This is a genomic window from Castellaniella sp. UC4447_H14, assembly GCF_052978285.1.
The window spans coordinates 2,588,275-2,613,043 of sequence record NZ_CM129666.1; the positions used below are offsets into that span (position 1 = coordinate 2,588,275).

The following is a 24,769-nucleotide window of genomic DNA, read 5'->3' on the forward strand; positions in this document are numbered from 1 at the left end:
TATTGCAACAAGTGTGCTATGACATCACCATCTTGGCGGAGCGGGACAATTGGATGACCCCGTACGCGCGCCGTTTGGCTAGCGATTGGCGGGACGAAGGGCATCGTGTGGCCGTCGCCCATGTCCCCGATGAAAATCATCATTCCGATTTCTGCTTTTGTCTGTCTTTTGGACACATACTATCTTCGAAGGTTCTTCAGAATTTTAAGAATACTCTCGTAGTTCATGCGAGTGCCCTTCCTCATGGCAGGGGCTGGTCACCGATGGTGTGGCAGATATTAGAAGGAGCGGACGAGATCCCAATCAAACTGCTTGAGGCTGCTGAACAAGTTGATTCTGGCGACATATATCTGCAAAGCCGAGTACAGCTCATGGGAAACGAATTGGTAGACGATTGGCGGCGCCTCATCGGAGACCGGACTATTTTTCTTTGTAAGGAATGGGTTAGAACATATCCCGACGTGCTCACCGCCGCAAGACCGCAGGTGGGGTCTGCTAGTTATTATGCCCGAAGAACCCCCGATGATAGTGAACTGGATCCAAACAAGGGTATTGCTGAGCAGTTTAACCTGCTTCGCGTTGTTGATAATGAGCGTTATCCAGCATTTTTTTTTCATAGAGGTAGGAAATACATAGTAAAAATTGATGCTGCGAAATAGCATGCTCAAGACATTTGCTATGCGTCTAATGGCGATATCGATTCAGATCGGGCCGTGATGGTATTGGTACATGCCTCCTGAATCGAATCGCTGGAGTACGAAGGTGGATTATGCGTCTGTAGGTCCTGTTGTCAGTGCAGACAGGCTCGGTGGCGGATATAAGGCAATTTCGAATTGCACGCTGGATTGGAGTTCGGCGGACAGATGAGGCTTCATGAGTGGCATCTGGGGCCAGAACATGTCTCATCTCCTGCAGAAGTGGGTATTTTTCGCCGATGATCGAATCGGCCTATAGGGTGTGGCGAGGATGATAACGAAAGTAGTGTCATTAGATTCTTGTCGAATTGGTATGGGTGTGCGCCCATTCATCGTCGCTGAGCTCTCAGCCAATCACAATGGCTCCCTTGATCGCGCCCTCGAGACGATCAGCGCTGCACATCGATGTGGTGCTGATGCTATTAAGTTGCAGACCTACACCCCCGACACCATGACCATCGATTGTGATCGGCCGGATTTCCTGGTTAAGGGTGGGTTATGGGATGGATACAAGCTTTACGATCTATACAAGGAAGCTCAGACGCCCTATGAGTGGCATAAGCCATTGTTTGCTCACGCACGCAGCTTGGGGATCACCATTTTCTCGACTCCGTTCGATGAATCAGCTGTGGATTTGTTGGAGGACTTGGAGGCACCCGCCTACAAGATCGCCTCCTTTGAGATTGTGGATTTGCCGTTAATCCGATATGTGGCCAGTACCGGAAAACCTATCATCATGTCCACTGGCATGGCGTCCGAAGATGAGATTGCCGAGGCTGTGGAGGCCGCCAAAGCTGGCGGATGTAAAGGTCTCATCCTTTTGCACTGCCTCAGCAGCTATCCAGCGCCCATTGACCAAGCGAACCTGCGCCACATCCCTGAATTGGCCGATCGGTTCGGGGTGGTGGTTGGACTCTCTGATCACACGTTGGGAACGGCAGCTGCAGTGGCATCAGTTGCCTTAGGTGCCTGCATGATTGAGAAGCACTTCACCTTGAGCCGCCAGGACAAAGGGCCAGATAGTACCTTTTCGTTGGAACCAGAGGATCTGCGGCGCCTATGCGCGGAGACGCAAGCTGCTTGGGCAGCACTGGGGCAAGGCGGCTTTCAGCGCCAGGCAGCTGAGGTTGGAAGTCGGGTATTTCGCCGATCCTTATATTTTGTCAGAGACCTGCCAGTAGGTGCGGTGATTGGGCCAGGCGATGTCAGGCGGATCCGACCAGGTATGGGCCTATCGCCCAAGTACTATGATGATGTGGTGGGAAAGACGGTCGTTAGCCCTATCACTCGAGGCGACGCTGTGACATGGCAGGTTCTGGAGGGCTGATCTCGTTTCGTGGTTGGTGGTTCTTTGTAGGTCCATTGAGCCCGTCCAATGGTCACCCTTTCGCTGTCCTGTGCAGTTTCCGGTATCCGTGTGCGGTACGGTTTCTAGCGTAACCTGGTGCTGATCAGTCGATAAGAATAGGGGGCCAATCACAAACGTGTTGATCGCTACCGTCGCGAGCGGAAGGCGCGGAACAAGCTAGTGCTGCCAGCTTCGAAAGGTTACAACAGTAGACCCTGTCACTCTCTATTGAGGTAACAAACTAAGGCCAAAGAAAGTGGCGAACTCCGTAGCGTCCAAACCGACTGATGCTTACACTTCCATTCAGAATGATTAGCGCAATAATAATCCCGACTCCGGGGCTTGACCTCAGGTACTGAGGGTCTCGCCGGTAGGAAAACGGTGTCGGGCTCGCTGGCCAAGTTGAGGCGTGTCCCGTGTACATACAGGCCGGATGCCCCGCGGATGCGGGGATGACTGAGCTTGATGCTGCCTCGGCCCGTGGCCAGGTGGGCCGCCTGCACGCTCTTGTGGCGCGGCATAATACATTGGCCGGCCCCTACGAGCGGGCACTCGTAAATGTGCGACAACCGCTACGGCAACTCTGACAAGTACCTATTCGCCTAAGAATCTCTATGTGGACCGTTTAAAGCCGCGGAGAATATCTGGGATGCACCGCCACATGTCTGACGAGCTACGCCATCGTGCTGTAGGCGTAGCCTTTCACTATATCCAAGTCTATTTACAACGCTATTATGGGGAGTTCGGCTTGTTCTCTGCTCACTGTCCTGCAGCTAGGGGCTGCGTCAACGAGGTTACTACACTGGCGTTGTATCCCAGACCAATGGATGCCCAACACGATCAGCTAGCCCGGACTCCGCGGGAGGTACTCATATAATGGATATCGCAATTATTCCGGCTCGTGGTGGCAGCAAACGCATTCCACGCAAAAATATCAAGCCCTTTGCTGGTAAGCCGCTCATCGCCTATGCTATTGAAGCAGCCAGGACTTCTGGCTTATTCGAGCACGTAATCGTCACCACCGACGACGAGGAAATTGCTAGCATCTCACGCCTGTTAGGAGCTGAAACGCCCTTCGTACGCCCGCCTGCGTTGGCGGACGACTATACACCTACGGTTCCCGTAATCGCCCATGCCATCAAGGTCTGCCAGTCGTTAGATTGGAAAATCGACCTAGCATGCTGTATTTATCCGGGTGTGCCGTTCATTCAGATGGCTGATCTCAATGCAGCACGTCAATTGCTGAAGGATTCTGGGGCGGATTATTGCTTTCCGGTCACCGAGTTTCCATCTGCTATTCAGCGAGCATTCAAGAGAGAAGAGGATGGACGTACAACCCCTCTGAATCCAAAATATGAATTGACGCGTACGCAGGACCTGGAGCCGGCCTATTACGACGCCGGCCAATTCTATTGGGGAGATATGCGTGCTTGGTTGACAAAAACTCGGCTGCATAGTGGAGGGGCTGGTCTCGTTGTTCCAAGTTGGCGTGTTGTGGATATAGATACAACCGAGGATTGGGCGAGAGCTGAACTAATTTATAAGTCGCTTGGCGACAATCTGCATAGCACTCCTGATTGATAGCATTGAACATAGGAATTGACTGTGGATTCAACCGGTGGATGCAAGAGTTTGGTTGAACCGTTGCGCCGGTGTCTCGTGGTTTAGGGCTTTTCTCGGACACTCATTTGGTCGCCCCGCGATAGCATTGAGCTTGGCCTGTGAGTAACCGAATAGATCGATTCCCTTTGGCAGGTACTGTCGCACAAGGCCGTTGGTGTTCTCGTTCGTCCCACGTTGCCGGGGGTTCTGTCGATCACAGAAGTAGACCTTGATATCCGTGGCCAGCGTGAATCGCTTGTGATCAGCCAGTCCTTTGCCTCGACCCCAGCTGCTAGTATGTTGCATCTACCGGTTGAATCGACAACTACGAGCTGTTAGTTGGATCGATGAAGCGGGTTGTCTAGGGTTATGGGTAGGCTGCCGATCAACCCATGTTCCAGCTAGAGAGCTGTGCCCAGATGCATCCCGTGCGGGTCGCAAAAGCCAACAAATCTGGTCTGGGCGGAGGCAGCGCTAGATAGATCTAATTTGTCTTTGGCGAAGCCCGCTTAAATGAACGAACGTCCGACAGAGGAATCCGAATTCTAAGCGGAGATTTTAGTGTGAGTTGCTTTGCGCATAAGATGACCTCATTAGAAGCAACTGACATGCAATCAATCTGCCATGTCGCGGATACTGACAATCGTCTGAGTCCGAAGACCGCCCCATCCAGCAAACCTAACTTAAAGAATCCTTTTTCGGCGAAGCATGAGACCGGCGGGAAGAAGCTTCTATTGCTGCACCGTGTCAGCAGTCACTCGACACCAGTGGATCAAGCACACTTGCGTCAGATATCTGAATTGGTTCAACGATTCCCCGTCGTGGCTGCCTTGTCCGATCATACGTGTGGCACTTCGGTCTCGGTCGCTGGTATTGCTGTCGGCGCAGTGGCTGCTGAGAAGCGCCTTACCGTAAGCCGCGAAGACAACAGTCCCGGCTGCGAGACTCTGCGTGGACCCGACGGGCCAGAGCGTTCGTGCAATAAGACCCGAGAAGCTCGGTTTCGCATCAGAGCAGGCGGAACCTCCCAACAGAACGCGGCAGGGCGTAGCACGGCGTTTCGTCGGCCAACTGTTTTATCAAAATGTCTTCCGGTCGGCATGCCTGTTGGGCGGCAAGATGCTGTCGTATGCGCCCCGGCATGTGGTTCGCCCTTGATCGTACCGATTGCTTAATCGGCAAATTGCTAAAGGTCGCCAGGCTTCGGGACACTGCGACAGTCCAGTGAATAGTTCAAAGGTGGGGTGCAAGAGTAATGAGTTGGAATGCGCTGATAGTTGGCTTAGGTCGAATTGGTATGGGCTATGACCTCGCTCTAGCCCCGGTGGACTTCGTGTATTCTCATGCCAGGGCTCTGAGTTTGCACAGAGAGTTCAATTTGGTCGGGGCGGTAGACCAGAGTCAAAATGAGAGAAATACCTTTCAGAACACCTATAACGCACCAGCCTATAAGACTATCGAACAGGCGCTCGAGGCGCATCCCGTTGATCTTGTTGTCATTGCAACGCCCACCGTGACGCACGGTGAGCTAATTGGCAGGTTATTGGCTTATCAGAATCCTAAAGTGATACTCTGTGAGAAGCCCCTGTCTTACGGCATCAAAGAATCGCGCAAGATACTTGAACTGTGCGTTGAAAACAGAGTGACCTTATATGTGAATTACATGCGTCGTTCTGAGCCTGGCGCAATCGAAGTAAAGCGACGTATTGAGAACAACCGAATTTCGGGGCCCATAAAGGGCGTAACATGGTATTCAAAGGGGTTTATTCATAACGGATCACACTTCTTCAATTTGTTGGAGTATTGGCTGGGCGAAATGCAACACTTCGAGTTGCTGAGTCGGGGGAGGACGTTATCAGCCCACGATGCAGAACCAGACGTGCGCGTAAGATTTGCACGAGGTGAAATTGTGTTTCTGGCGGCGGAAGATCGGAGGTTCTCACATAATGCAATAGAACTGATTGCAGCGAATGGCCGACTTCGTTATGAAAACGGCGGACGGTATATCGAATGGAACGGAGCTAGGGCCGACAGGAATCTCCCAGACTATATATTCTTGGATTCGCATCCAGAGGAGGTTCCCTCTATGTTTGACCATTACCAATGGCATGTCGTGGAGCAATTAGAGAATGCCTTGCGAGGAAGCAGAGCAGATTTATGCAGTGGGAGTGACGGTCTACGGACAATTGAGGCAATGGGTTCTATACTAAAGAGCAGAAAATGAACAATAGCAAATTGGCGATCTTAGGGGGCGAGAAGACTATCACCTCTGCGTTCAAAAGATATAACTCTATTGGCGTTGAGGAGGTCGAGGCGGCCAAGGCAGTGATGGAGAGTGGAGTGCTATCACGTTTTTTGGGTTCATGGCATGCTGATTTCTACGGCGGCCCAAAGGTCCAGGAGTTCGAGCGTCTATGTGAGACATATTTTGGTGTCAAGCATGCAGTCACTGTCAATTCCGCGACATCGGGCCTGATTGCGGCTGTCGGCGCCTTGGGAATAGCGCCGGGCGATGAAATTATCGTGACGCCCTGGACCATGTGCGCAAGCGCTACAGCAATACTCCACTGGAATGCGATCCCAGTATTTGCAGATATCGAGCCAGTCACGTTTTGTCTAGATCCGGACTCGGTCGAGGCAAACATCACGCCCTATACGAAGGCGATCATGGCGGTGGATATTCTGGGACACTCTGCCGATATGGAACGTCTGATGGCGATAGCGAAAAGATATGGTCTTAAGGTAATATCCGACGCTGCACAGGCGCCCGGAACCTATTACAAGAAGAAGATGACTGGAACTTGGGCTGACGTCGGCAGCTATAGCCTAAATTATCATAAGCATGTTCACACCGGTGAGGGCGGCGTCCTTATTACCAATGACGATCAGATCGCAGAGCGACTTAGGTTAATTAGAAACCATGCTGAGGCCGTTGTGGGAGCCAAGGGCGAGAACAACTTGGTTAACATGATCGGCTACAACTTTCGTATGGGTGAGATTGAGAGCGCGATCGGCATTGAGCAGCTCAAGAAGCTCGGGAGTTTCGTAGCGGGGCGTCAGCATGCTGCTGAGCGATTGAGTGCAGGATTGAAGGGCCTTTATGGGTTGCGTACACCTGAGGTCGAATCGGGTTGCACACACGCATATTACATGTACCCGTTGGTAGTGGATACAGACGCATTAGGATTGCCGAGATCTGTAATTATCAAGGCTCTTGAGGCTGAAGGAGTGGCAGGACTCGTCGGCGGATACGCGAATATCCATATGTTGCCGATGTATCAGGAGAAGATTGCATATGGCCCGGGTGGCTTTCCCTGGAGTTCAGATATTTGTCGACGTGAGGTAAGCTATGCCAAAGGGATCTGCCCAGTTGCGGAAGAATTGCACGAGAAAACTTATATTGGCTTTGCCATGTGCATGCACGAGCTTGATGACGGAGAAATTGACCTCGTGGTGCGGGCAATCAGAAAGGTTTGGGCGAATTTAGGTGATCTCATAACGTCATTTCGAGAAACAACGCTATGAACGTTCGGTCCGAGCCCCGGATCCTAGGATTAGACGAGCTACCACGCTACACAACTTGGATTCCGTACTTATTAGGTCTTGAGGCCTTCCCCCACACTCTGAGAAAGACTGCCGACAGCGTGCTTAGGGAGTACGAAAGGAATAAATGGGGTATTTTGCTTGGGCAGCTCCGTCGTATCAAAGATGCGAGTATTGCGGACGCCGATCGGCTAAGTAGTGGAGAAAGGAGGTCGGTCTCGTTCTACGCCAACGGCGGCCTTTATGTGGCGGATTCGGATGTTGTTCAGAATAAGTATTTCCAATTGATTCGAGATGAGCTCCAGACGGTGGTTGGGGAGACCGGACACCTAGTGGAACTCGGCGCCGGTTATGGAGCATTACTTTTTAAATTATGTAGTCTCCGTGGCTTTACTCGAGTTGCGTATACGGCTGGCGAATACACGGATGCTGGGGTCTCTTGTATCAAGCTTTTGGCTGCCAATCAAGGGCTTACCGTTCAGGCTGGCCACTGCGATCTAAATGACCTCAACTTAAGTGCCTTCGCAATACCCGAAAATGCCATTTTTTTGACATGCTGGGCCATGGCCTACGTGAAGGGGTTCCCGCGCAGGACGATGGAGGAGATTATTCGGCGTCAGCCAGCCGCAGTTGTGCATATTGAGCCGATTTATGAGCATTGGTCAAATGATTCGTTGCTGCAGATGCTATGGAGAAGATACGCTGAATTAAATGACTATAATCGATCTATGATGACTATGCTGCGGACCTATGAGATGGAGGGGTTAATCGAGATCGTCGACGAGCGACCGAGTGTATTCGGAAGTAATCCGCTGGCACCAGTATCTATTGTCAGGTGGAAACCTCGTGGCTGAATGCAGACGGCTGCTCCATCAGAACGGCACTGTCGCCATAGTTTCCCATGACGCGGGTGGCGCTGAGGTCTTGAGTAGCTACGTCCGTCGCCATGCAGTGAAGCCAGTGTACGTGCTGGATGGGCCAGCGCGAAAGATATTTGAACGTAAGCTGGGAGTTTCGGAAATCATCCCGTTGGCTGATGCTCTTGAGCGGGCGGAGTCGGTCCTGTGTTCTACAAGCTGGCAGTCGGATCTGGAGTTTCGTGCGATTAGTAAGAGCAAGATAGTTGGCAAGCCGTCAGTGGCCTTTCTCGATCACTGGGTTAACTATGGCGAAAGATTCGTTCGCAACAATGAACGGGTGTTACCAGACCAGATTTGGGTAGGCGACTCGATTGGACTAAAGATGGCCCAGAAAAGCTTTCCAGGCCATTGTGTCCACATGGTGGAGAATCCATATTTTCTAGAAATTAAAGAGGAGATACTCGCCCTCGGCCAGCACAAGAAATCCGAAGGACGGCTATCCGTTTTGTATATATGCGAGCCGGTTAAGGAGCACGCTAGGTTGCGCTACGGTAGCGAGAGATATTGGGGCTATGTGGAAGAAGACGCCCTGCGCTACTTTCTGAACCACGTGGATGTATTGGGAAGTGAGATTGGTGAGGTGCGCATACGCCCGCACCCCTCCGAGGACCAAGATAAGTACTCGTGGGCAGCTAAAGAGTTTGACCTACCTATCACGCGGGGCGGGGAGCGTGCCCTGTTGGCCGAGATTGCAGATAGCGATATCGTAGTTGGCTGCCAGTCTATGGCGATGGTTGTCGGCTTGCTGGCGAGTAAGCGCGTGATAAGTTGCATTCCACCTGAAGGGAGAAGGTGTGTTTTACCGCATAGAGAAATCGAGATTCTTGCGGATCTACTTCCTTAACAGGATAGCTGACAACGGATATGGATGCGCAACATCATGCGAAAAGGATGAGCTGATCCATGGCCCATCTGGACCTCGAAAAGGTCGCGATTGTAACTCACAAAAACGGAATGCACATCGCCAGAGAAGTTTGTCATGGGTTCTCCAACCCGATGGCTCGCTGCGACCGGAGCCGTTTGCGCGGCGGAGGTTGATATACGATGGCGTTGGGCTCCAGCGCAACGGGATCGAGTTGCTGAACAGCTGTTTGACTGAGCAGCGCGTACACTCCCATTTCCACTCGGATTCGGATCCCTCTGTTCTACAGGGGCCGGCGAATGATCGGGCGTCGTAAAATGACACCACCCAGTAGTTTCCCAACGATGCGTCGCATTCCTCCAAATCGGTGCACAACAAGGGAGCGGCGCTGAGAAGCTCCTCATCGTCGTAATAATATTGAAATATCGTAGCGAGTTCTCAGGGCTGGCTTTTGACCGATCTATATTCAGTATACTCACATGGTAAACGAGCCGCGGCTTCATGCCGCAGCGACCGATGATTGCACGTGAGTATCTAGATCAGACAGCCAACTCCTGGCCATGACGGCGAGATCACGGCCCGCGTGGGCAAAGGATAGATGTTATGGTTCGCTTCCGGGATGTCACAATGAGAGATCAGTATATGAGTTACGCAAAGGGTTCATGCGAGATTTGTCATCGCATCAACTCATTATTATTGGGATATGGACCTAATTGGCCAACTCGGCACAATGTTTTCGCAGATTAATCTCCTATCGGACTTGTTCATCATGAGATATTCCGCGATAAAGGGGTTATGGGCTCGAGCAAGAGGGGGGGTAGTCGCAAGTTGGCGAAACCGCGCAATGCAGCGTCTATATAGAGTCCCAAAGTCCCCCAAAAAACGAGAAAAGATATTGTTGTGGGTGCCGGGCGGGATGCCGCTTATGCTGCATCTCGAAGGGGCGGTCGCTGCCGCGCTAAAACTGCGTGGGTACGATGTACATGCGATTCTCTGCGATGGAGTATTTTCTGCGTGTGTGAAGAGAGAAATTACCGACCAGACCCTGATTGAGAAGTGGGGCGAGGCCTGTGGGCCTTGTAAGCGTATTTGCTCGAACACCCTCACAGAGCTAGGCATTAGTCATTCCTTTATCGGAGATTATGTCTCTAAGCAAGAGTTGGACGAAGCGAGAAGAGCGTCCGATATGGTTACGTGGGACACGATTGACGGTCTAAGTTGCCACGGTGTTTTCATTGGGAGTAATGTCAAGTCCGCAATCTTACGCTATCTAAAGGGACATGACGTCCCGACTGATTCGCGGTTAGTTCGGGAATATACGTATAGCGGGCTGGTGTGTGCTGCAGCAGCGCGCAACGCCCTCAACAAGCACAGGCCATCAAGGCTCTTCATGTCTCACGGTACATATGTCGATTGGGGGCCAGCCCTGCATACAGCACTCGGAATGCAGATTCCGATAGTCGCTTGGATGGCTTCATATCTGCCCGCACGGTTCTATTTTAAGCATGTACAGGATGGTGTGCGTATCGATTTCCATAGCATCAGCGCCCAAGCGTGGGACAGAGTCGCGTCAATGCCCTTCACCAGACAACAAAGAGCTCGCCTCGATAATTACTTAATCGATCGGTATCAGAGAGATGCTAGTTTCGACATGAAGCGGTTCAAAACCTACACCGGAACGATTAGCGAGGTGATTGCTCGATATGGCCTCGACAAGACGAGGCCAATCTGGGGAATAATGGCACACATAAACTGGGACGCTGTTAGCGACTACGCGCCGATGCTGTATGAATCGTTCAATGAGTGGATGATCGATACTATCAAAACCGCCAAGGATATTCCAGGTGTTCAGTGGCTGGTTAAGGTGCATCCCGCCGAAGCATGGGATAATCCGGATAGCGGTGTTGAATCGTTACTCCGGGAGAACTTCCATGATCTTCCAGAGAACATAACGATATTACCTGCCGAGGAAGAAATAAGCCCACTGGATTTTTTTGATTTAGTAGATGGAGCTATAACCGTATATGGAACGGCGGGGCTCGAACTGGCTATGCGTGGGAAGCCTGTAATTCTGGCGGGCGACGCCCACTACGGGAAGAGAGGGTTTACTTTAGATGCCGAAAGCAAAGACGCATACAAGAAGTTGCTACGTAGTGTGGCTTATACTGGAACATTGACCAAATCCCAGATCGAACTAGCACAGAAGTATGCCTATTGTTATTTTATTCTAAGGCAGATTCCTGTATCCGTGGTTACGGATCCTAGCTCGAAATGGTGGCGGTTTCAGTTCGACAAGAGGAAACGATTGCTCCCAGGGGCGGATCCAATGATCGACTTTCTCTGTGAGAGGATACTGGATGGTACGGATTTCATAATGAGCCAAGAGCTAGAGGACACTATTGGTCGGTCGTGACCTGACTGGCATGATGCTCCTACGGAACAGGTAGAAACAATGCGAATCGAGGTAAGGCAGCGCTCTATTCTCCATAACCCAAAGTACTGCACAAGCCCCTGGACTTGAAAGAGGGCGCTTTAGCGTGTCGTATGGTGGGTGATGTAAAAGCAGGCGGAGCGGGGGCCAGTATGACGGCAGAGGTAGGGTAATGATCAACCAAGTAATCGAGGAGATTAGATGCTAAAGATGGCGAGCTGTGACAGTCAGGGGCGTGTCTACATAAGTGAGACAGGAGTTTACCGCCTGATCGCGCCGCCACATGAGGCAAGCGTGAGAGAAGTCCTCGATATCGTCGGGAACAAGATCGAGGGGCTTGTAGATGCTGATATTTGCGCGACTGATATGTTACCTCCTGAGTTGAGCGCGGATAACAACTCGCTCGTTTTGAGGCACGAGCGGGTAGCACGCATCTCCTACCCGCATGAATGGTGTGCTTCCATGCTTCAGGATGCGGCAACGTCCCATCTCAGGCTCGCTGAAAACTTGCTTAAAATGGGGGTCTTTTTAAAGGACGCTCATCCATGGAATATTCTGTTCGATCGGGGACAGGCTATTTTTATCGATTTTACTTCGCTCGTCACGAAGAATGGCCTATTTCATGAGAGCTATTTAAAGTCCAACCAGGATTACCGCGACAGCCCGGAAAGCGTACGCATCGCAATGTTGGTCGGTGAAATCCACAAGAGAATGTACCAACCCTATTTCATGGCTCCGATACTTCTATACTTAATCGGGAATAGAGAGCGAGCTAGGCAGCGGATAGAGGAGACCACGCTTAATGCGTCCACGTCTCTCATATCTCGGCGCGATTTTTTGAGGCGACCTATGATAAGCCGCTCGTCTGTCAAGAGCATTGCGAGGGTTATCAGAGCTAAACTAGCCGAGGATCGCATATTCTCGGAACTGTCGCATAAGTTTGATGTAAGGCACTTCTATAATAGACTAAGGTCACATGTGGAATGCCTGAATGTGGCGGCGGGTGGGAGCGCCTATTCGTCATATTACAAAAAAAAGAAGGAAGACCAAGCCGTTGAGTATTCCGAGACGTGGAATGAGAAACAGCGATCCGTATATGACGCATTAAATAGACCCGGAATCAGGAGTGTGCTGGATGTTGCGTGCAATACCGGCTGGTTTGCGATGATGGCCGAGAAACTGGGTAAATCTGTGGTGGCCTTTGATATAGATGAGAGTTGTGTGGAGGTATTGTACAGTCGAGTTCGAGACTTCCGCCTGAATATATTGCCCCTGGTCATGGACTTTACGAAATTGACTCAAGATAGGTATTCCATATACGACGGGAACCGAATTCTGATCAACGCCACGGAGCGGCTGAGGTCTGACTCCGTCATCGCGCTGGGCATTATTCATCATCTAGCATTAGGGTTGGGGTTGAGTTTTGGTGAGATCTTAGCGTCGCTGTTCGCGTTAAGTAAGAAACAGGTCATAATAGAGTTTATAGAGCCGAACGATCCGATGATACAGAACGAGCCAGAGTTCTTCCCCGCGTATGCGAAGAACAGAAAGATACTCACTGGTTACAACATTCAAACGCTAACCAAGCTGATCGGAGACTATGGCTTCGATATAAGCGTGAGCAGCTCCCATCCCGAAACACGAAAGATTCTGATCTGCAGTAGGCGTGTATGCGTATGAAAAAGGCGCTTATCACCGGTATCACGGGCCAAGATGGCTCCTATCTGGCGGAGCTGCTACTAGCCAAGGGCTATGCAGTTCACGGGGTTGTTCGTCGGGAGGCCCTTGAGGACCCACCCCGTCGGATGATTAACCTTTCCAATGTCCTGGGTGAGGTGGAGCTTCATGTCGGTGCGATAGATAATCATCTGAGCCTCTATAAGATAATTTCTGAGACTCGTCCCGATGAATGTTACCATCTCGCGTCATCGAGCTTCGTGAGCTACAACTTCGAGGACGAGTTCGCCTTGGTGGCAAATAATTTCAATGCTACTCATGCATTGCTGGCTGGGATCAAAGAATTGGTGCCGACTTGCCGTGTTTATTTCGCGGGCTCAAGTGAGATGTTTGGTGACTCTGCGCAATCTCCGCAGAACGAGTTGACGGCCTTCAATCCTAGATCAGTATATGGCATTTCTAAGCTCGCGGCCTTCCATCTTGCGAGGAATTATCGTGAACACCACGGGCTCTTCGTTGCTGCCGGAATACTTTATAACCATGAATCACCCCGTAGGGGGTATCAATTCGTCACCCGGAAAATCAGCTCAACTGTAGCCAAGATTCACCTTGGCATGATCGACAAACTGGAGATTGGAAATATAGATGCGTTGAGGGATTGGGGCTACGCACCGGATTACGTAACGGCGATGCATGCTATGCTGCAATCTGATTCCCCGGAAGATTATGTAGTCGCGACCGGCAAGCTACATTCAGTCCGGGACTTTCTAAGTGAAGCCTTTGGGGTAGTAGGGCTCGACTATCGGTCCTTCACCTCCATTAATATGTCTCACTTCCGTCCGGGCGAATCCGTTCCGCTCTGCGGCGATGCTAACAAAGCTCGCACTAAGCTTAATTGGAATCCGACCAAAACCTTCGATCAGATTGTGAAGGAGATGGTTCTTGCAGATATCGATGACCTGAGAGCAGAATAATGAGGGTCCTGTTTACCACCCCAATCTTGGAGCATCCGCCTGCGGGCGGTCCCCAGCTCAGAATAGAAAACTCCATCAAAGCGCTATCGAAGGTTTGTGATCTATACATCTTGCATAGAGCGCACTCACCAACTGGGCCCGTTGACGAAGCTGAGAAGTTTTATCAGAGGTATGCCAAAGCGTGTACGACGATATACACGAGACCACTAGCAGCCTCGTCATCGTGGTGGATTAGACAGTATTCCAGGGTCGTCAATCGATTGGCGGATTTCGCGTCCAAGCGGCATGGGGAATATATACTGGAATATGCCGCTAATTATGATATTGATGTAGTGTGGTTCGGGTATGGAAATATCTCGTACTCGCTAATTAGATATATAAAAAGAAAGAGGCCAGGTCTAAAGATCGTATGCGACACGGACAGCGTATGGTCGCGATTTATCTTGAGGGAGCTGCCATATACAACGAAATTGCGGAGGCTTCGTATATTATATAATGGTTACAGGAAAAGGAGAGAGGAACGCGCATGGGTGGATGCATGTGAGGTGACTACGGCGGTTTCCGAGATCGATGCCAGCTATTACCGTGACATAGCGGCCGACCCAAATAGAGTCTGGGTGTTTTCTAATGCAATCGATATTGATAGCTATAGATCTATGATCGGGCCTCCAGATGGGTTCAAAAAGCCATCAGTTTATCTGGCGGGGACTTTTGGCCATTACCACAGCCCGATGGATGCCGCAGCTCGATGGGTGCTCGAGGAGGTTCTTCCCATCGTTTGGCGTGTTTACCCGGAATTACATTTCTATATTGTTGGTCGTGGCTCAGAAAAGGGGTTTGGTAACGTGGTTAATCCGAATGTCACAGTGACCGGCCGTTTAGACAGTGTTCTCCCCTATCTGAAAAATGCCACTATTGCGCTTGTGCCGTTGAAGTTCGAATCTGGAACACGTTTTAAGATACTTGAAGCGGGCTCATGCGGAATTCCGATTGTTTCGACCACTCTCGGAGCAGAAGGTATTCCCGTTGTTGACGGGAAACATATCTTGCTAGCAGATACTCCTCAGGAATTTGCGACTGCGATCCTTAGACTACTTGCCGATGACGACCTCGCCGCTAAAGTATCTCAGAACTGCCACGATCTCGTGAACGTTCGTTTCAGCGTAGCTGCACTGCAGAATGAGGCCTCGAAAATACTGGAGTTTCTTAGCCATGATTGAGCGCATAATAACAGAGGGGCGAGAACTTGCCCTTATCCTAAGGGCATCGTTTTTCCGTGATGGGATAGAGTTCTTTACACCGAGTGCCTATTCACAACAATTGGGGTATATGAATCATCCTGCGGGCCATGTTATTCCGCCTCATGTTCATAACCCGGTGGTGCGGGAAGTCCAATATACCAAAGAGGTTCTCTTGATCAAGAGTGGGCGAGTTAGGGTCGATTTTTACGACGAGTCGAAACGATACCTAGAGAGCTCTATTCTCGGCGCTGGGGACGTCATTCTCCTCGCCTATGGGGGGCATGGTTTTACGATGCTTGAACCGACCGAGATGATTGAGGTAAAGCAGGGACCCTATGCCGGTGATGCCGACAAGACTCGCTTCGATCCGATTGATGACCGAGACGTTCGCTTTCGTGAGGTGAAGTGATGGTCAATAGCTGCTCTGTCTTCGACGCTTACAGTCGCTACTATGATTTACTTTACTCAGACAAGGACTATGAGGGCGAGGTGGAATACGTTTGCGATGTTCTGGCCCGGTTTGGAATTGGAGGGGGTGATCTACTCGAGCTGGGCTCGGGTACCGGAAAACATGGGCGGCTTTTAGCTAAGCGGGGGTATAGGGTTCACGGCATTGAGCGGAGTGCAGAGATGGTGGCAAGAGCCGAACCTGCAATTGGCTTTACCTGTGAACAGGGTGATATCTGTACCGCAAATATGGGTCGCGTTTACAATGCGGTCTTGTCGCTTTTTCATGTCATTAGCTATCAAACTGGGAATGAGGATCTACACGCGGTTTTTTCTCGTGCTTCCGAGCATCTCCTAAGCGGGGGGCTATTCATCTTCGATTTCTGGTATACCCCTGCTGTTTATACATTGCGACCTTCAACACGTGTCAAACGGATGGCCGATGCTCACACGGAGATCACGAGGATAGCGGAGCCTCATATCCATCCGAACGAGGATCGGGTAGATGTGCAGTATACGATCTATGCGAAGGACGCTGGACACAGCGAAATCAAGGTGATGTCTGAGCTGCATCGGATGCGTCATTTTTCGCTACCTGAGATAGATCTTCTTGCGGAGGCCGCTGGATTTACCCGAATCGGCGCCGAGGAATTCCTTACGTCGAATACCCCGTCAGAGCGCACGTGGGGTGTCTGCGTGATGCTACAGAAAGACTAGCAATGAATGATTTCATACCGGTTAACACGCCGCTACTTAATGGCAACGAGAAAAAATACCTATCAGAATGTATTGATACGGGGTGGATCTCGTCTGAGGGACCATTTGTCAAGGAGTTCGAGAAACGATTTTCGGCGCGTATGGGGCGCAAGTATGGGGTAGCGGTTGTGAATGGAACTGCGGCTATTGATGCTGCGGTCGAGGCGTTGGGAATTGGTGTTGGCGACGAGGTTATACTGCCAGCGTTCACGATAATCTCGTGCGTAAATCAATTGGTGCGTAATGGTGCCACGCCTGTGGTTGTAGATTCAGATCCGTTTACCTGGAACATGGATGTTGGGCAAGTCGAGGCGCGGATTACGCCTCGGACCAGAGCGATTATCGTTGTGCATATTTATGGGTTGCCTGTCGATATGGATCCATTGCTTCTCCTCGCGAAGAAGCACGGACTGGCCATCATCGAGGATGCCGCTGAGGTGCATGGTCAGAGCTATAAAGGGCGACCTTGTGGTAGCTTTGGGGACATAAGTACATTCAGTTTCTACCCGAATAAGCACATCACCACTGGTGAGGGCGGTATGGTGCTTGTCGATGACTCGGATCTCGCCGACAAATGTAGGGGCCTACGCAATCTATGCTTTCAGCCTGGTAAGCGTTTTGTTCATGAGCGGCTGGGTTGGAACCTCCGCATGACGAACGTGCAGGCTGCGTTGGGCCTAGCGCAGCTGGAACGGCTTGACGAGTTCGTTTCGCGCAAGCGAGAGATGGGGAGGCTCTATACTGAAATGTTTTCTGGGCTAGCGGGTGTGCAGCTTCCTCTCGCGTCGACGGAATACGCCGAGAATATATACTGGGTGTACGGTCTGGTAATAGACGAGTCGCTTGGCCTCAACGCAGACACTGCGATGGCTGCGTTAGCTAGAAATGGCATTGGCACTAGGCCGTTCTTTTATCCATTACACCAACAGCCGGTGTTGAGGGAGATGGGGCTCTTCAGCGGCGAATCGTATCCCGTGTCGGAGCGCCTCTATCGGCAAGGTTTTTATATTCCCAGCGGCCTCGCGTTGACCCGCGGCCAGATTGGGCGAGTCGCTGAGACGGTAAGATCTGTGCTAAGCGATCGTGGCTAGGATGAAGATCGGTGTGGTTTTGGATCAGAATCCCCGGTCGGGCGGAGGGTTCCAGCAGTCCATCAACGCGGTTCAGCAACTGCTGAGAATATGTCCCAAATGGATCACCATAGAGGTCTTTACCACAGCGAAAGAAAATGTTACGCATCCGGCGCTAGCTGACATAGAGGTATTTGCTATGTCGAGCTGGTACGCAGAGAGGATGAAGTTGCGACTCTTAGCACATCCGGAATATGTTCTTAGCGAGATCCTTGCTCGTGTAAGGGTGGTCACCTCTTTAGAGAAACTGATGCTGAAGAGGGGGGTGGATCTAGCCTATCTTTTAGGGCCTTCCACATACGCGTTGTCGTTCCGTTCTCTACCTTATGTTCTTACGGTATGGGATTTATGTCATCGTGATCATCCAGAATTTCCCGAGGTCTCCGATGGTGGCGAGTTCTCACACCGGGAGCATTTTTATAGAAATGCGATCGGTAGATCGTATATAACGCTAACGGATTCGGAGGAATTGAGCAATAGCATATCGCGACGCTATGGGATTGAAGCTGATCGGCTGATTGCTATGCCATTCCAGCCTGCCGCCTCGATCGCTAAGGGTGCCCGGGGAGCAAACGGTCCCACCATAGTGGATAAACTCAAACTCCCTTCTAATTATCTGTTCTATCCAGCCCAGTTCTGGGCACATAAGAATCATATACGTATTGTTCAGGCGCTTGAATATCTAAAAAGAGAGGGGCTCCGATACCCGGTTGTTTTTTGTGGGCGGGACAAAGGGAATATGAGGAACGTCTTGTCGGCGGCGGAGCAGCTTGGCATCGCCGATCAGGTCTATTGCGTTGGATTTGTTGAGGACTCCGATATGCAAGGACTCTATGCTCATTCCAAGGCCGTAGTGATGCCAACTTATTTTGGACCGACCAATCTTCCGCCTCTCGAGGCATGGTTAGTTGGAAAGCCACTAATATATTCCAGTCTATTTGCAAAACAGGTGGGAGATGCTGCGCTATGCATAGATCCTGATTCGTTTGTTGACTTGGCTAGTGCTATTCGTAAGATCTACCTGGACGGTAGGCTAATTGACCATCTGCTTGCTGCTGGGACTCGGCGGTTGAGAGAAATTGATCAGTCAAGGCTTGTTGCTGAGAATAATCTGGTTGAGAGGCTGGGGAACTTCAATAATAGAAAATCTTGCTGGAGATTCGTCTGATGGGTAAGAAGGCGCTGATAACGGGAATCACAGGTCAGGATGGTTCGTATCTTGCTGAACTCCTTTTGGGAAAGGGCTATGAAGTCCACGGGATCAAGCGTCGCTCGTCGTCGCTTAACACCCGGCGTATTGATCATCTGTATCAGGATCCTCACGAATCCAACCGTCGTTTGGTGTTGCACTATGGGGACCTGTCCGATGCCTCTAACCTGACCCGTATCCTCTCGGAGGTCCAGCCGGATGAGGTCTACAACCTGGCGGCACAGTCTCATGTCGCTGTCAGCTTTGAATCCCCTGAATATACGGCGGACGTCGACGGTCTTGGAGCTTTGCGCCTGCTAGAAGGTATCCGTTTCTTGGGGCTGGAGACAAAGACACGGTTCTATCAGGCTTCCACTTCGGAATTATTCGGTTTGGTACGCGAGGTTCCTCAGCGGGAGACGACGCCGTTTTATCCGCGAAGCCCCTATGCGGTGGCCAAGCTCTATGCCTACTGGATTACGGTCAATTACCGAGAGGCTTACGGGATATATGCCTGCAATGGCATCTTGTTCAATCATGAGTCTGAGCGACGTGGTGAGACGTTCGTGACGCGCAAGATCACTCGTGGCCTGGCTGATATTGCGCAGGGACTAGGGCACTGTCTCTATCTGGGTAACATGGATGCTCTGCGTGATTGGGGTCATGCGCATGACTATGTTCGCATGCAATGGCTCATGCTTCAACAGGACAAGCCGGACGATTTTGTAATTGCGACGGGTGTGCAATACTCAGTCCGGGATTTCGTACATAAAGCAGCGGCACGGCTGGGCATCCAGCTGTGTTTCGAGGGTTCGGGGCCGGAGGAGAAAGGAATTGTGGAGTCCGTGACCGGTGACGATGCACCTGGTGTGAAGCCGGGGGATGTGATTGTAGCTGTGGATTCACGCTACTTTCGGCCTGCAGAAGTCGAGACACTTTTAGGCGACGCAACAAAAGCGCGGGTCAAGCTGGGATGGGTGCCCGAAATCACATTGGATCAAATGGTGGCCGAGATGGTTGCGCACGATCTGGAGCAAGCCAAACGTCAAGCGTTGCTCAGAGCGCACGGCTACCAAGTGAACGTGTCTCGGGAAGGCTAAGCTAAGAGAATGAACCTAGGCTTGAATCAGACGATTTTTGTGGCGGGCCACCAAGGTATGGTAGGTTCGGCGATCGTTCGGCGTCTGCGGACGCTGGGCTATGGCCGCATCTTGACCGCGCGGCACGACGAGCTGGATTTGATCGACCAACAGGCTGTGCGGGCTTATTTCGACAACCGTCAAGTCGACCAGATTGTGATTGCAGCGGCAATGGTCGGTGGTATACATGCAAACAGTACCTATCCGGCCGAATTTATCTATCGAAACTTGATGATCCAGGCGAATCTGATTCAGACGGCCCATGAGCATGATGTGCAAAATTTGCTGTTTCTGGGGTCATCCTGCATCTACCCCCAGCTCGCGGACCAGCCGATGTCGGAGTCGGCCTTGTTGACGGGCCAGCTGGAGCCAACCAACGAACCTTACGCGATTGCCAAGATCGCGGGCATCAAGCTCTGTGAGTCCTACAATCGGCAGTATGGGTGCGACTACCGCAGCGTCATGCCGACCAATCTGTATGGTCCGGGCGACAACTTTCATCCGGAAAACAGTCATGTGATCCCGGCGTTGATGCGCCGGTTCCACGAGGCCAGACAGCAGAATGAACCGCAGGTTGTAGTGTGGGGCAGCGGCATACCGCGGCGCGAGTTTCTGCACGTGGATGATATGGCAGCCGCCTGCGTACATGTCATGGAGCTGGACGCTGAAACGTATCGCGCGCTGACGCGGCCCATGCTGTCGCACATCAACGTCGGGACCGGCGTGGACGTCACCATTCGCGAACTTGCAGAAACCATTGCGCGCGTCATCGGTTACAGCGGCGATATCGTGTTCGATGCCAGCAAGCCTGATGGTACGCTCCGCAAGCTACTGGATGTGTCTCTGCTGCGCAGCTTGGGCTGGCGGGCTGGCATCCCGCTTGAGCAGGGGCTGAAGGATACGTATGCATGGTATCTGTCCCAGGGCGAGAATCTCAGGACCTAAGCGTCGCCGGGTCCGTCATAACGTGGACAGTTGCCTGCATTACACTGCAGGAACCGTCTCTTTTCTTTTGCGACAAACTACTGGAGCCTTGTGTCCCATCGATCTCTACAACCCGTGATTTTGGCCGGTGGGGCGGGAACCCGCCTCTGGCCGTTGTCGCGCGAACACAAACCCAAGCAGTTTTTGAACCTGGTCGGTGACCAATCTCTGCTGCAGCAGACAATCGGCCGCCTCCAGGGCCTTGCCTGTCGTTCGCCTTATTTGATCTGCAATGAGGTACACCGGTTTCTCGCGGCGGAACAGTTGCGCCAGACCGGCGTGGAGGATGCCAGCATAATTCTGGAGCCTGTGGCGCGCAATACGGCGCCCGCGATCGCCCTGGCAGCGCTGCAAGCAACGAACTCCGAGGATGATCCGCTGCTGCTGGTGCTGGCGGCCGACCATGTCATCCGGGACGTGAACGCGTTTCAGCGCGCCGTGGCTGAGGCGGCGGCACTGGCTGATCAGGGCCGCCTCGTGACCTTCGGTATCGTCCCTGATCGTCCCGAAACGGGCTATGGCTACATCGAACGGGGCGAGACGCTAGGGGCTGGCTGGAGCGTGGCGCGGTTCGTGGAAAAGCCTGACGCGGCGAGGGCAGCCGAGTATTTTGCCTCTGGCCGATACTATTGGAACAGCGGCATGTTTCTGTTTCGCGCCAGCCGCTGTCTGCAGGAACTGGAAAGGTTCGCCCCGGGTATCCTGATGGCTTGCCGTGAAGCGCTGGCGGGTACCCGCCGCGACCTGGATTTCATTCGCGTCGATGCCGAGGCGTTTGCCGGATCGCCGTCCAATTCCATCGACTATGCGGTCATGGAGCATACCCGGGACGCGGCCGTGGTCGCTCTGGACGCCGGGTGGAACGATCTGGGCGCCTGGGCAGCGTTGTCCGGCGAGTTGGACTGCGATGCGAACGGCAATTGCCTGCAGGGCGATGTGCTGACAGAGTCTGTTCGAGACACCATGGTACGTGCCGATAGCCGTCTGGTGGCCGCCGTGGGCGTGCGGGATCTGGTCATCGTGGAAACCAAGGACGCGGTGCTGGTGGCTGACAAGGACGCGGTGCAGGGCGTGAAGGGCATCGTGGAACAGCTCAAGGCGCTGGGTCGCCTCGAACACGTCCAGCACCGCGATGTGTACCGGCCGTGGGGAATGTTCGATGCCATCGGCAGCGGCCCGCGCTATCAGGTGAAGAAAATCACCGTCAAACCGGGTGCGAAGCTGTCATTGCAGAAGCATCATCACCGGGCGGAGCACTGGGTGGTGGTGAGCGGAACTGCAAGGGTCACTAATGGCGATAAGACTTACCTGGTGAGTGAAAATCAGTCCACCTACATCCCGATCGGTCAAGTGCATTCTCTGGAGAACCCGGGGGTCATCCCGCTGGAACTGATCGAGGTTCAGTCCGGCAGCTATTTGGGTGAGGACGATATCGTGCGGCTGGAGGACCGGTATGGCCGGGTCTAGCGATCGAGTACCAGGGTCGGCGTCAGGCGACGGCCGGAAAGTAGCTCTGTCCGTGGTGACCGCCACCTACAACGCTGTCGATGTATTGCCCCGCTTGATTCGGTCGCTACGCGCGCAGACCGATCGGGACTTTGAATGGATCGTCGCGGACGGTGCATCCACGGACGAGACGCTGCGCCTGTTGCGGGAGGCTGATAGCGACCTCCACATCCGGGTGGATTCCCGCCCCGATTTCGGTATTTACGATGCACTGAATCGTGCAGTGAAGATGGCCTCCGGCGATTATTACCTGGTCGTGGGTGCGGATGATGAGTTGTTCCCGGATGCGGTGGCGCGGTATAAGGCGGCCTGCTCAAGAAGCGATGCCGATCTGGTGACGGCGCGGATCCAAGTGGATGGGCGCGTCTATGGGGTGCGGAAACGGCGGTGGGAGTGGCTGCACGGGCAGTTTGCGTATGTGAGCGGCCACGCGGTGGGGGTGGCGATCAGGCGTGACTTGCACACGCGGGTTGGCTGGTATTCTCGAGTCTATCCGGTTGCCGCCGATCAATATTTCGTCCTGAGTGCGCTACATATGGGAGCGCAGGTTTCTGTCGGTGATTTTTGTGCGGGGATCTTCTATAAGACGGGGTCGAGTGGAAGCGACCTGCTGAGTTCTCTCACGGATCTTTGTAGAGTCCTGGTTAACCTCGGGCATTCGCTTCCACTGCAGCTTTTGTTGCTTAACCTGCGAGTCCTGCGATATTGTCTCCTGCCACGACCTCGGAGAATCAACACTGCGTGTTCATCCCCCGATACTCTACGGCGTCGGTAGGGCGGGCGCTACATGCTAGGGGAAGCAGGAATCAAGAACGGTGTTTCGCCTGTGGCTGTCCTTCACGCACCCGAACCATAGGCTATGCATTGAACCGTGTCAGGGGCCCGCTGGCCCAGGTCTCTTGCAGGTACGGAACTATCAAAGTCTGCTCCAGTGTTGCGTGTAATTCCGAGCAAAGCAATAAGGCGGATTCGTGAAGGACAGTCGGTTATGATTGGAAATATGCGATATGAACCATTCTTAGCAACGGCGTCAGCGCTAGGCTTGCTGTCGTATGAGGTCCATCTTTACGGGACGGCCTACACGTGGCTAAGCGTGGCGTTCATTTTGTCTATGGGATGCTGTGCATGGGTTACGGGAAGCACATTCTCCTGGATCCGACTGAATGCCAGGATCATAGCGCTGCTAGGTTGCATCGCAATCTGTCAGATTGTCGTTGCAATATTATCTAGCGACGTCCGTTCAGCGTACCGTCCGATTATTCTACCACTCCTTTTTTGTGTCGTTCTATCCATCTATCGAAACTATTACAAGTTCGTTGTTTATTTTGTTTCCGGGGTTGCGGTATGCGCCCTAATTTCCTGTTTGGAGCAAGCCGGCCTCATTGATTGGTGGGGTTTTATAGCCTTGCGGAATTCGTCCCTGTTTATGGATCCTAACTATGCGGGGACCCTGTTTGGCCTGGGTGCCATATTTTGCCTAGTGTATGGGAATATCAAGATGCGGAGAATGTTGTTGCTTCTTCTTGTCACCGGAATGGCATTAACGTATAGCAGGGGCGCTATTGTGAGCTTTGTTGTGGCTTGTGGCTCATGGCTAATATGCAAACGTAATAAGCATTTATTTGTCTCGTATTTTACTTCGATACTTTTGTTGGCTGCGGTCTTGATGGCGGTGAACCCGGATCTTTTTGCCATGCGGGCATTTCACGGATCCAGTGGTCGTATGGACATGTGGACCTATGCCCTCAGGTTTGTGTTTGAAAATGGTAATTATATTGGTGTCGGCGTCGGCCGCTTGGCAGGCGTGATGCATGCTGGCGGTTTTCTCCATTCCAGCACTCATAATTTTTTCCTGGATAGTATGATCGAATATGGCGTAACGTACGTATTGCTTCTACTTACGCTATTGGGATATGCACTTTGGGTGGGATTTCATAAGAACGTCCGGCAATTCCCTGTGCTGGTTTTCCTGTTTGTGTCGTCGAATTTCATTGTTATATCGGTAGGGGGTATTGGGTTGCTCTCATTCATGTATACCGCGGCGGTGCTCGTCTGTGCTTTGAACCTTCCTGCCTGTCAATTGGTTCAATAGAATGGCCGACTCATCGCCTTACATCCAATATTCCTCATTGCTGATTTTTATTTGTAGCGACTTCGCCAGTGTGCCTTTTTTGAGTAACGTGTGCTTATCGAAATAGAACTGAAAGAGCAGGCTTACACGCCGGAAGCCTTCGCGTACCGAGATTATCTGGCCATACACGGTCATATTGTGCGCCTGTGCGACGGGCCGTCCATGTCGCCGGATTCCGATATGCGGATCTACTT

Annotated in this window: 21 protein-coding genes and 1 pseudogene; 21 read left to right on the forward strand and 1 reads right to left on the reverse strand. The window is 52.1% G+C overall.

Annotation, left to right across the window (positions count from 1 at the left end; genetic code table 11):
* Positions 1 to 11 precede the first annotated feature (11 nt).
* From ACVCMJ_RS12500 to pseF, 3 genes are all read left to right on the forward strand, one after another.
* Positions 12 to 659: a formyltransferase family protein gene (locus ACVCMJ_RS12500; RefSeq protein ID WP_447081723.1), complete on the forward strand. Its 648-nt coding sequence runs from the start codon at positions 12 to 14 to the stop codon at positions 657 to 659.
* Between the two features lie 349 nt (positions 660 to 1,008).
* Positions 1,009 to 2,022: a pseudaminic acid synthase gene (gene pseI, locus ACVCMJ_RS12505; RefSeq protein ID WP_447081724.1), complete on the forward strand. Its 1,014-nt coding sequence runs from the start codon at positions 1,009 to 1,011 to the stop codon at positions 2,020 to 2,022.
* 897 nt (positions 2,023 to 2,919) lie between these two features.
* Positions 2,920 to 3,624, forward strand: coding sequence for a pseudaminic acid cytidylyltransferase (gene pseF, locus ACVCMJ_RS12510; protein ID WP_447081725.1), 705 nt, complete (start codon positions 2,920 to 2,922; stop codon positions 3,622 to 3,624).
* A gap of 30 nt (positions 3,625 to 3,654) precedes the next feature.
* Here pseF and ACVCMJ_RS12515 read toward each other — a convergent pair.
* Positions 3,655 to 3,936, reverse strand: a pseudogene (locus ACVCMJ_RS12515) (IS30 family transposase); the annotation flags it as partial.
* Positions 3,937 to 4,253: 317 nt separating this feature from the next.
* Between ACVCMJ_RS12515 and ACVCMJ_RS12520 the strand changes: the two are divergent.
* The 18 genes from ACVCMJ_RS12520 (at position 4,254) to ACVCMJ_RS12605 (ending at position 24,536) form a co-directional block, all read left to right on the forward strand.
* Positions 4,254 to 4,820 carry an N-acetylneuraminate synthase family protein gene (locus tag ACVCMJ_RS12520; RefSeq protein WP_447082732.1) on the forward strand — a complete coding sequence of 189 codons (567 nt, stop codon included), beginning with the start codon at positions 4,254 to 4,256 and terminating at the stop codon, positions 4,818 to 4,820.
* An 80-nt stretch (positions 4,821 to 4,900) separates the two neighbouring features.
* Positions 4,901 to 5,869, forward strand: a complete 969-nt coding sequence (locus ACVCMJ_RS12525) for a Gfo/Idh/MocA family protein (RefSeq protein ID WP_447081727.1) — start codon at positions 4,901 to 4,903, stop codon at positions 5,867 to 5,869.
* The gene (locus tag ACVCMJ_RS12530) at positions 5,866 to 7,170 is read left to right on the forward strand and encodes a DegT/DnrJ/EryC1/StrS family aminotransferase (RefSeq protein WP_447081728.1); all 1,305 of its coding nucleotides are present in this window, start codon (positions 5,866 to 5,868) and stop codon (positions 7,168 to 7,170) included. Before ACVCMJ_RS12525 ends, ACVCMJ_RS12530 begins: the two co-directional genes overlap by 4 nt.
* Positions 7,167 to 8,042, forward strand: a complete 876-nt coding sequence (locus ACVCMJ_RS12535; protein WP_447081729.1) for a hypothetical protein — start codon at positions 7,167 to 7,169, stop codon at positions 8,040 to 8,042. The genes ACVCMJ_RS12530 and ACVCMJ_RS12535 overlap by 4 nt, the downstream gene beginning before the upstream one ends.
* Positions 8,035 to 8,952, forward strand: a complete 918-nt coding sequence (locus ACVCMJ_RS12540) for a hypothetical protein (protein ID WP_447081730.1) — start codon at positions 8,035 to 8,037, stop codon at positions 8,950 to 8,952. The genes ACVCMJ_RS12535 and ACVCMJ_RS12540 overlap by 8 nt, the downstream gene beginning before the upstream one ends.
* 943 nt (positions 8,953 to 9,895) lie before the next feature.
* Positions 9,896 to 11,383: a hypothetical protein gene (locus ACVCMJ_RS12545; protein ID WP_447081731.1), complete on the forward strand. Its 1,488-nt coding sequence runs from the start codon at positions 9,896 to 9,898 to the stop codon at positions 11,381 to 11,383.
* Between the two features lie 219 nt (positions 11,384 to 11,602).
* Positions 11,603 to 13,081, forward strand: coding sequence for a class I SAM-dependent methyltransferase (locus ACVCMJ_RS12550; RefSeq protein ID WP_447081732.1), 1,479 nt, complete (start codon positions 11,603 to 11,605; stop codon positions 13,079 to 13,081).
* Positions 13,078 to 14,052 carry a GDP-mannose 4,6-dehydratase gene (locus ACVCMJ_RS12555; protein WP_447081733.1) on the forward strand — a complete coding sequence of 325 codons (975 nt, stop codon included), beginning with the start codon at positions 13,078 to 13,080 and terminating at the stop codon, positions 14,050 to 14,052. Before ACVCMJ_RS12550 ends, ACVCMJ_RS12555 begins: the two co-directional genes overlap by 4 nt.
* Before the next feature lie 545 nt (positions 14,053 to 14,597).
* Positions 14,598 to 15,272 carry a glycosyltransferase family 4 protein gene (locus tag ACVCMJ_RS12560; protein WP_447081734.1) on the forward strand — a complete coding sequence of 225 codons (675 nt, stop codon included), beginning with the start codon at positions 14,598 to 14,600 and terminating at the stop codon, positions 15,270 to 15,272.
* Positions 15,265 to 15,702 carry a hypothetical protein gene (locus tag ACVCMJ_RS12565; RefSeq protein ID WP_447081735.1) on the forward strand — a complete coding sequence of 146 codons (438 nt, stop codon included), beginning with the start codon at positions 15,265 to 15,267 and terminating at the stop codon, positions 15,700 to 15,702. The genes ACVCMJ_RS12560 and ACVCMJ_RS12565 overlap by 8 nt, the downstream gene beginning before the upstream one ends.
* Entirely contained in the window at positions 15,702 to 16,457 is a 756-nt protein-coding gene (locus tag ACVCMJ_RS12570; RefSeq protein WP_447081736.1) for a class I SAM-dependent DNA methyltransferase, read from the forward strand. The genes ACVCMJ_RS12565 and ACVCMJ_RS12570 overlap by 1 nt, the downstream gene beginning before the upstream one ends.
* 2 nt (positions 16,458 to 16,459) lie before the next feature.
* A complete protein-coding gene (locus tag ACVCMJ_RS12575; protein ID WP_447081737.1) occupies positions 16,460 to 17,587 on the forward strand; it encodes a DegT/DnrJ/EryC1/StrS family aminotransferase in 1,128 nt (375 codons plus the stop codon).
* A gap of 1 nt (position 17,588) precedes the next feature.
* The gene (locus ACVCMJ_RS12580; protein ID WP_447081738.1) at positions 17,589 to 18,794 is read left to right on the forward strand and encodes a glycosyltransferase; all 1,206 of its coding nucleotides are present in this window, start codon (positions 17,589 to 17,591) and stop codon (positions 18,792 to 18,794) included.
* Positions 18,794 to 19,915: a GDP-mannose 4,6-dehydratase gene (gene gmd, locus ACVCMJ_RS12585; RefSeq protein WP_447081739.1), complete on the forward strand. Its 1,122-nt coding sequence runs from the start codon at positions 18,794 to 18,796 to the stop codon at positions 19,913 to 19,915. Before ACVCMJ_RS12580 ends, gmd begins: the two co-directional genes overlap by 1 nt.
* 9 nt (positions 19,916 to 19,924) lie before the next feature.
* The gene (fcl, locus tag ACVCMJ_RS12590; protein WP_447081740.1) at positions 19,925 to 20,899 is read left to right on the forward strand and encodes a GDP-L-fucose synthase; all 975 of its coding nucleotides are present in this window, start codon (positions 19,925 to 19,927) and stop codon (positions 20,897 to 20,899) included.
* A gap of 90 nt (positions 20,900 to 20,989) precedes the next feature.
* Positions 20,990 to 22,405 carry a mannose-1-phosphate guanylyltransferase/mannose-6-phosphate isomerase gene (locus ACVCMJ_RS12595; RefSeq protein ID WP_447081741.1) on the forward strand — a complete coding sequence of 472 codons (1,416 nt, stop codon included), beginning with the start codon at positions 20,990 to 20,992 and terminating at the stop codon, positions 22,403 to 22,405.
* A gap of 52 nt (positions 22,406 to 22,457) precedes the next feature.
* Positions 22,458 to 23,219, forward strand: coding sequence for a glycosyltransferase (locus ACVCMJ_RS12600; RefSeq protein ID WP_447081742.1), 762 nt, complete (start codon positions 22,458 to 22,460; stop codon positions 23,217 to 23,219).
* 732 nt (positions 23,220 to 23,951) lie between these two features.
* Positions 23,952 to 24,536 carry an O-antigen ligase family protein gene (locus ACVCMJ_RS12605; protein WP_447081743.1) on the forward strand — a complete coding sequence of 195 codons (585 nt, stop codon included), beginning with the start codon at positions 23,952 to 23,954 and terminating at the stop codon, positions 24,534 to 24,536.
* Positions 24,537 to 24,769: the final 233 nt, after the last annotated feature.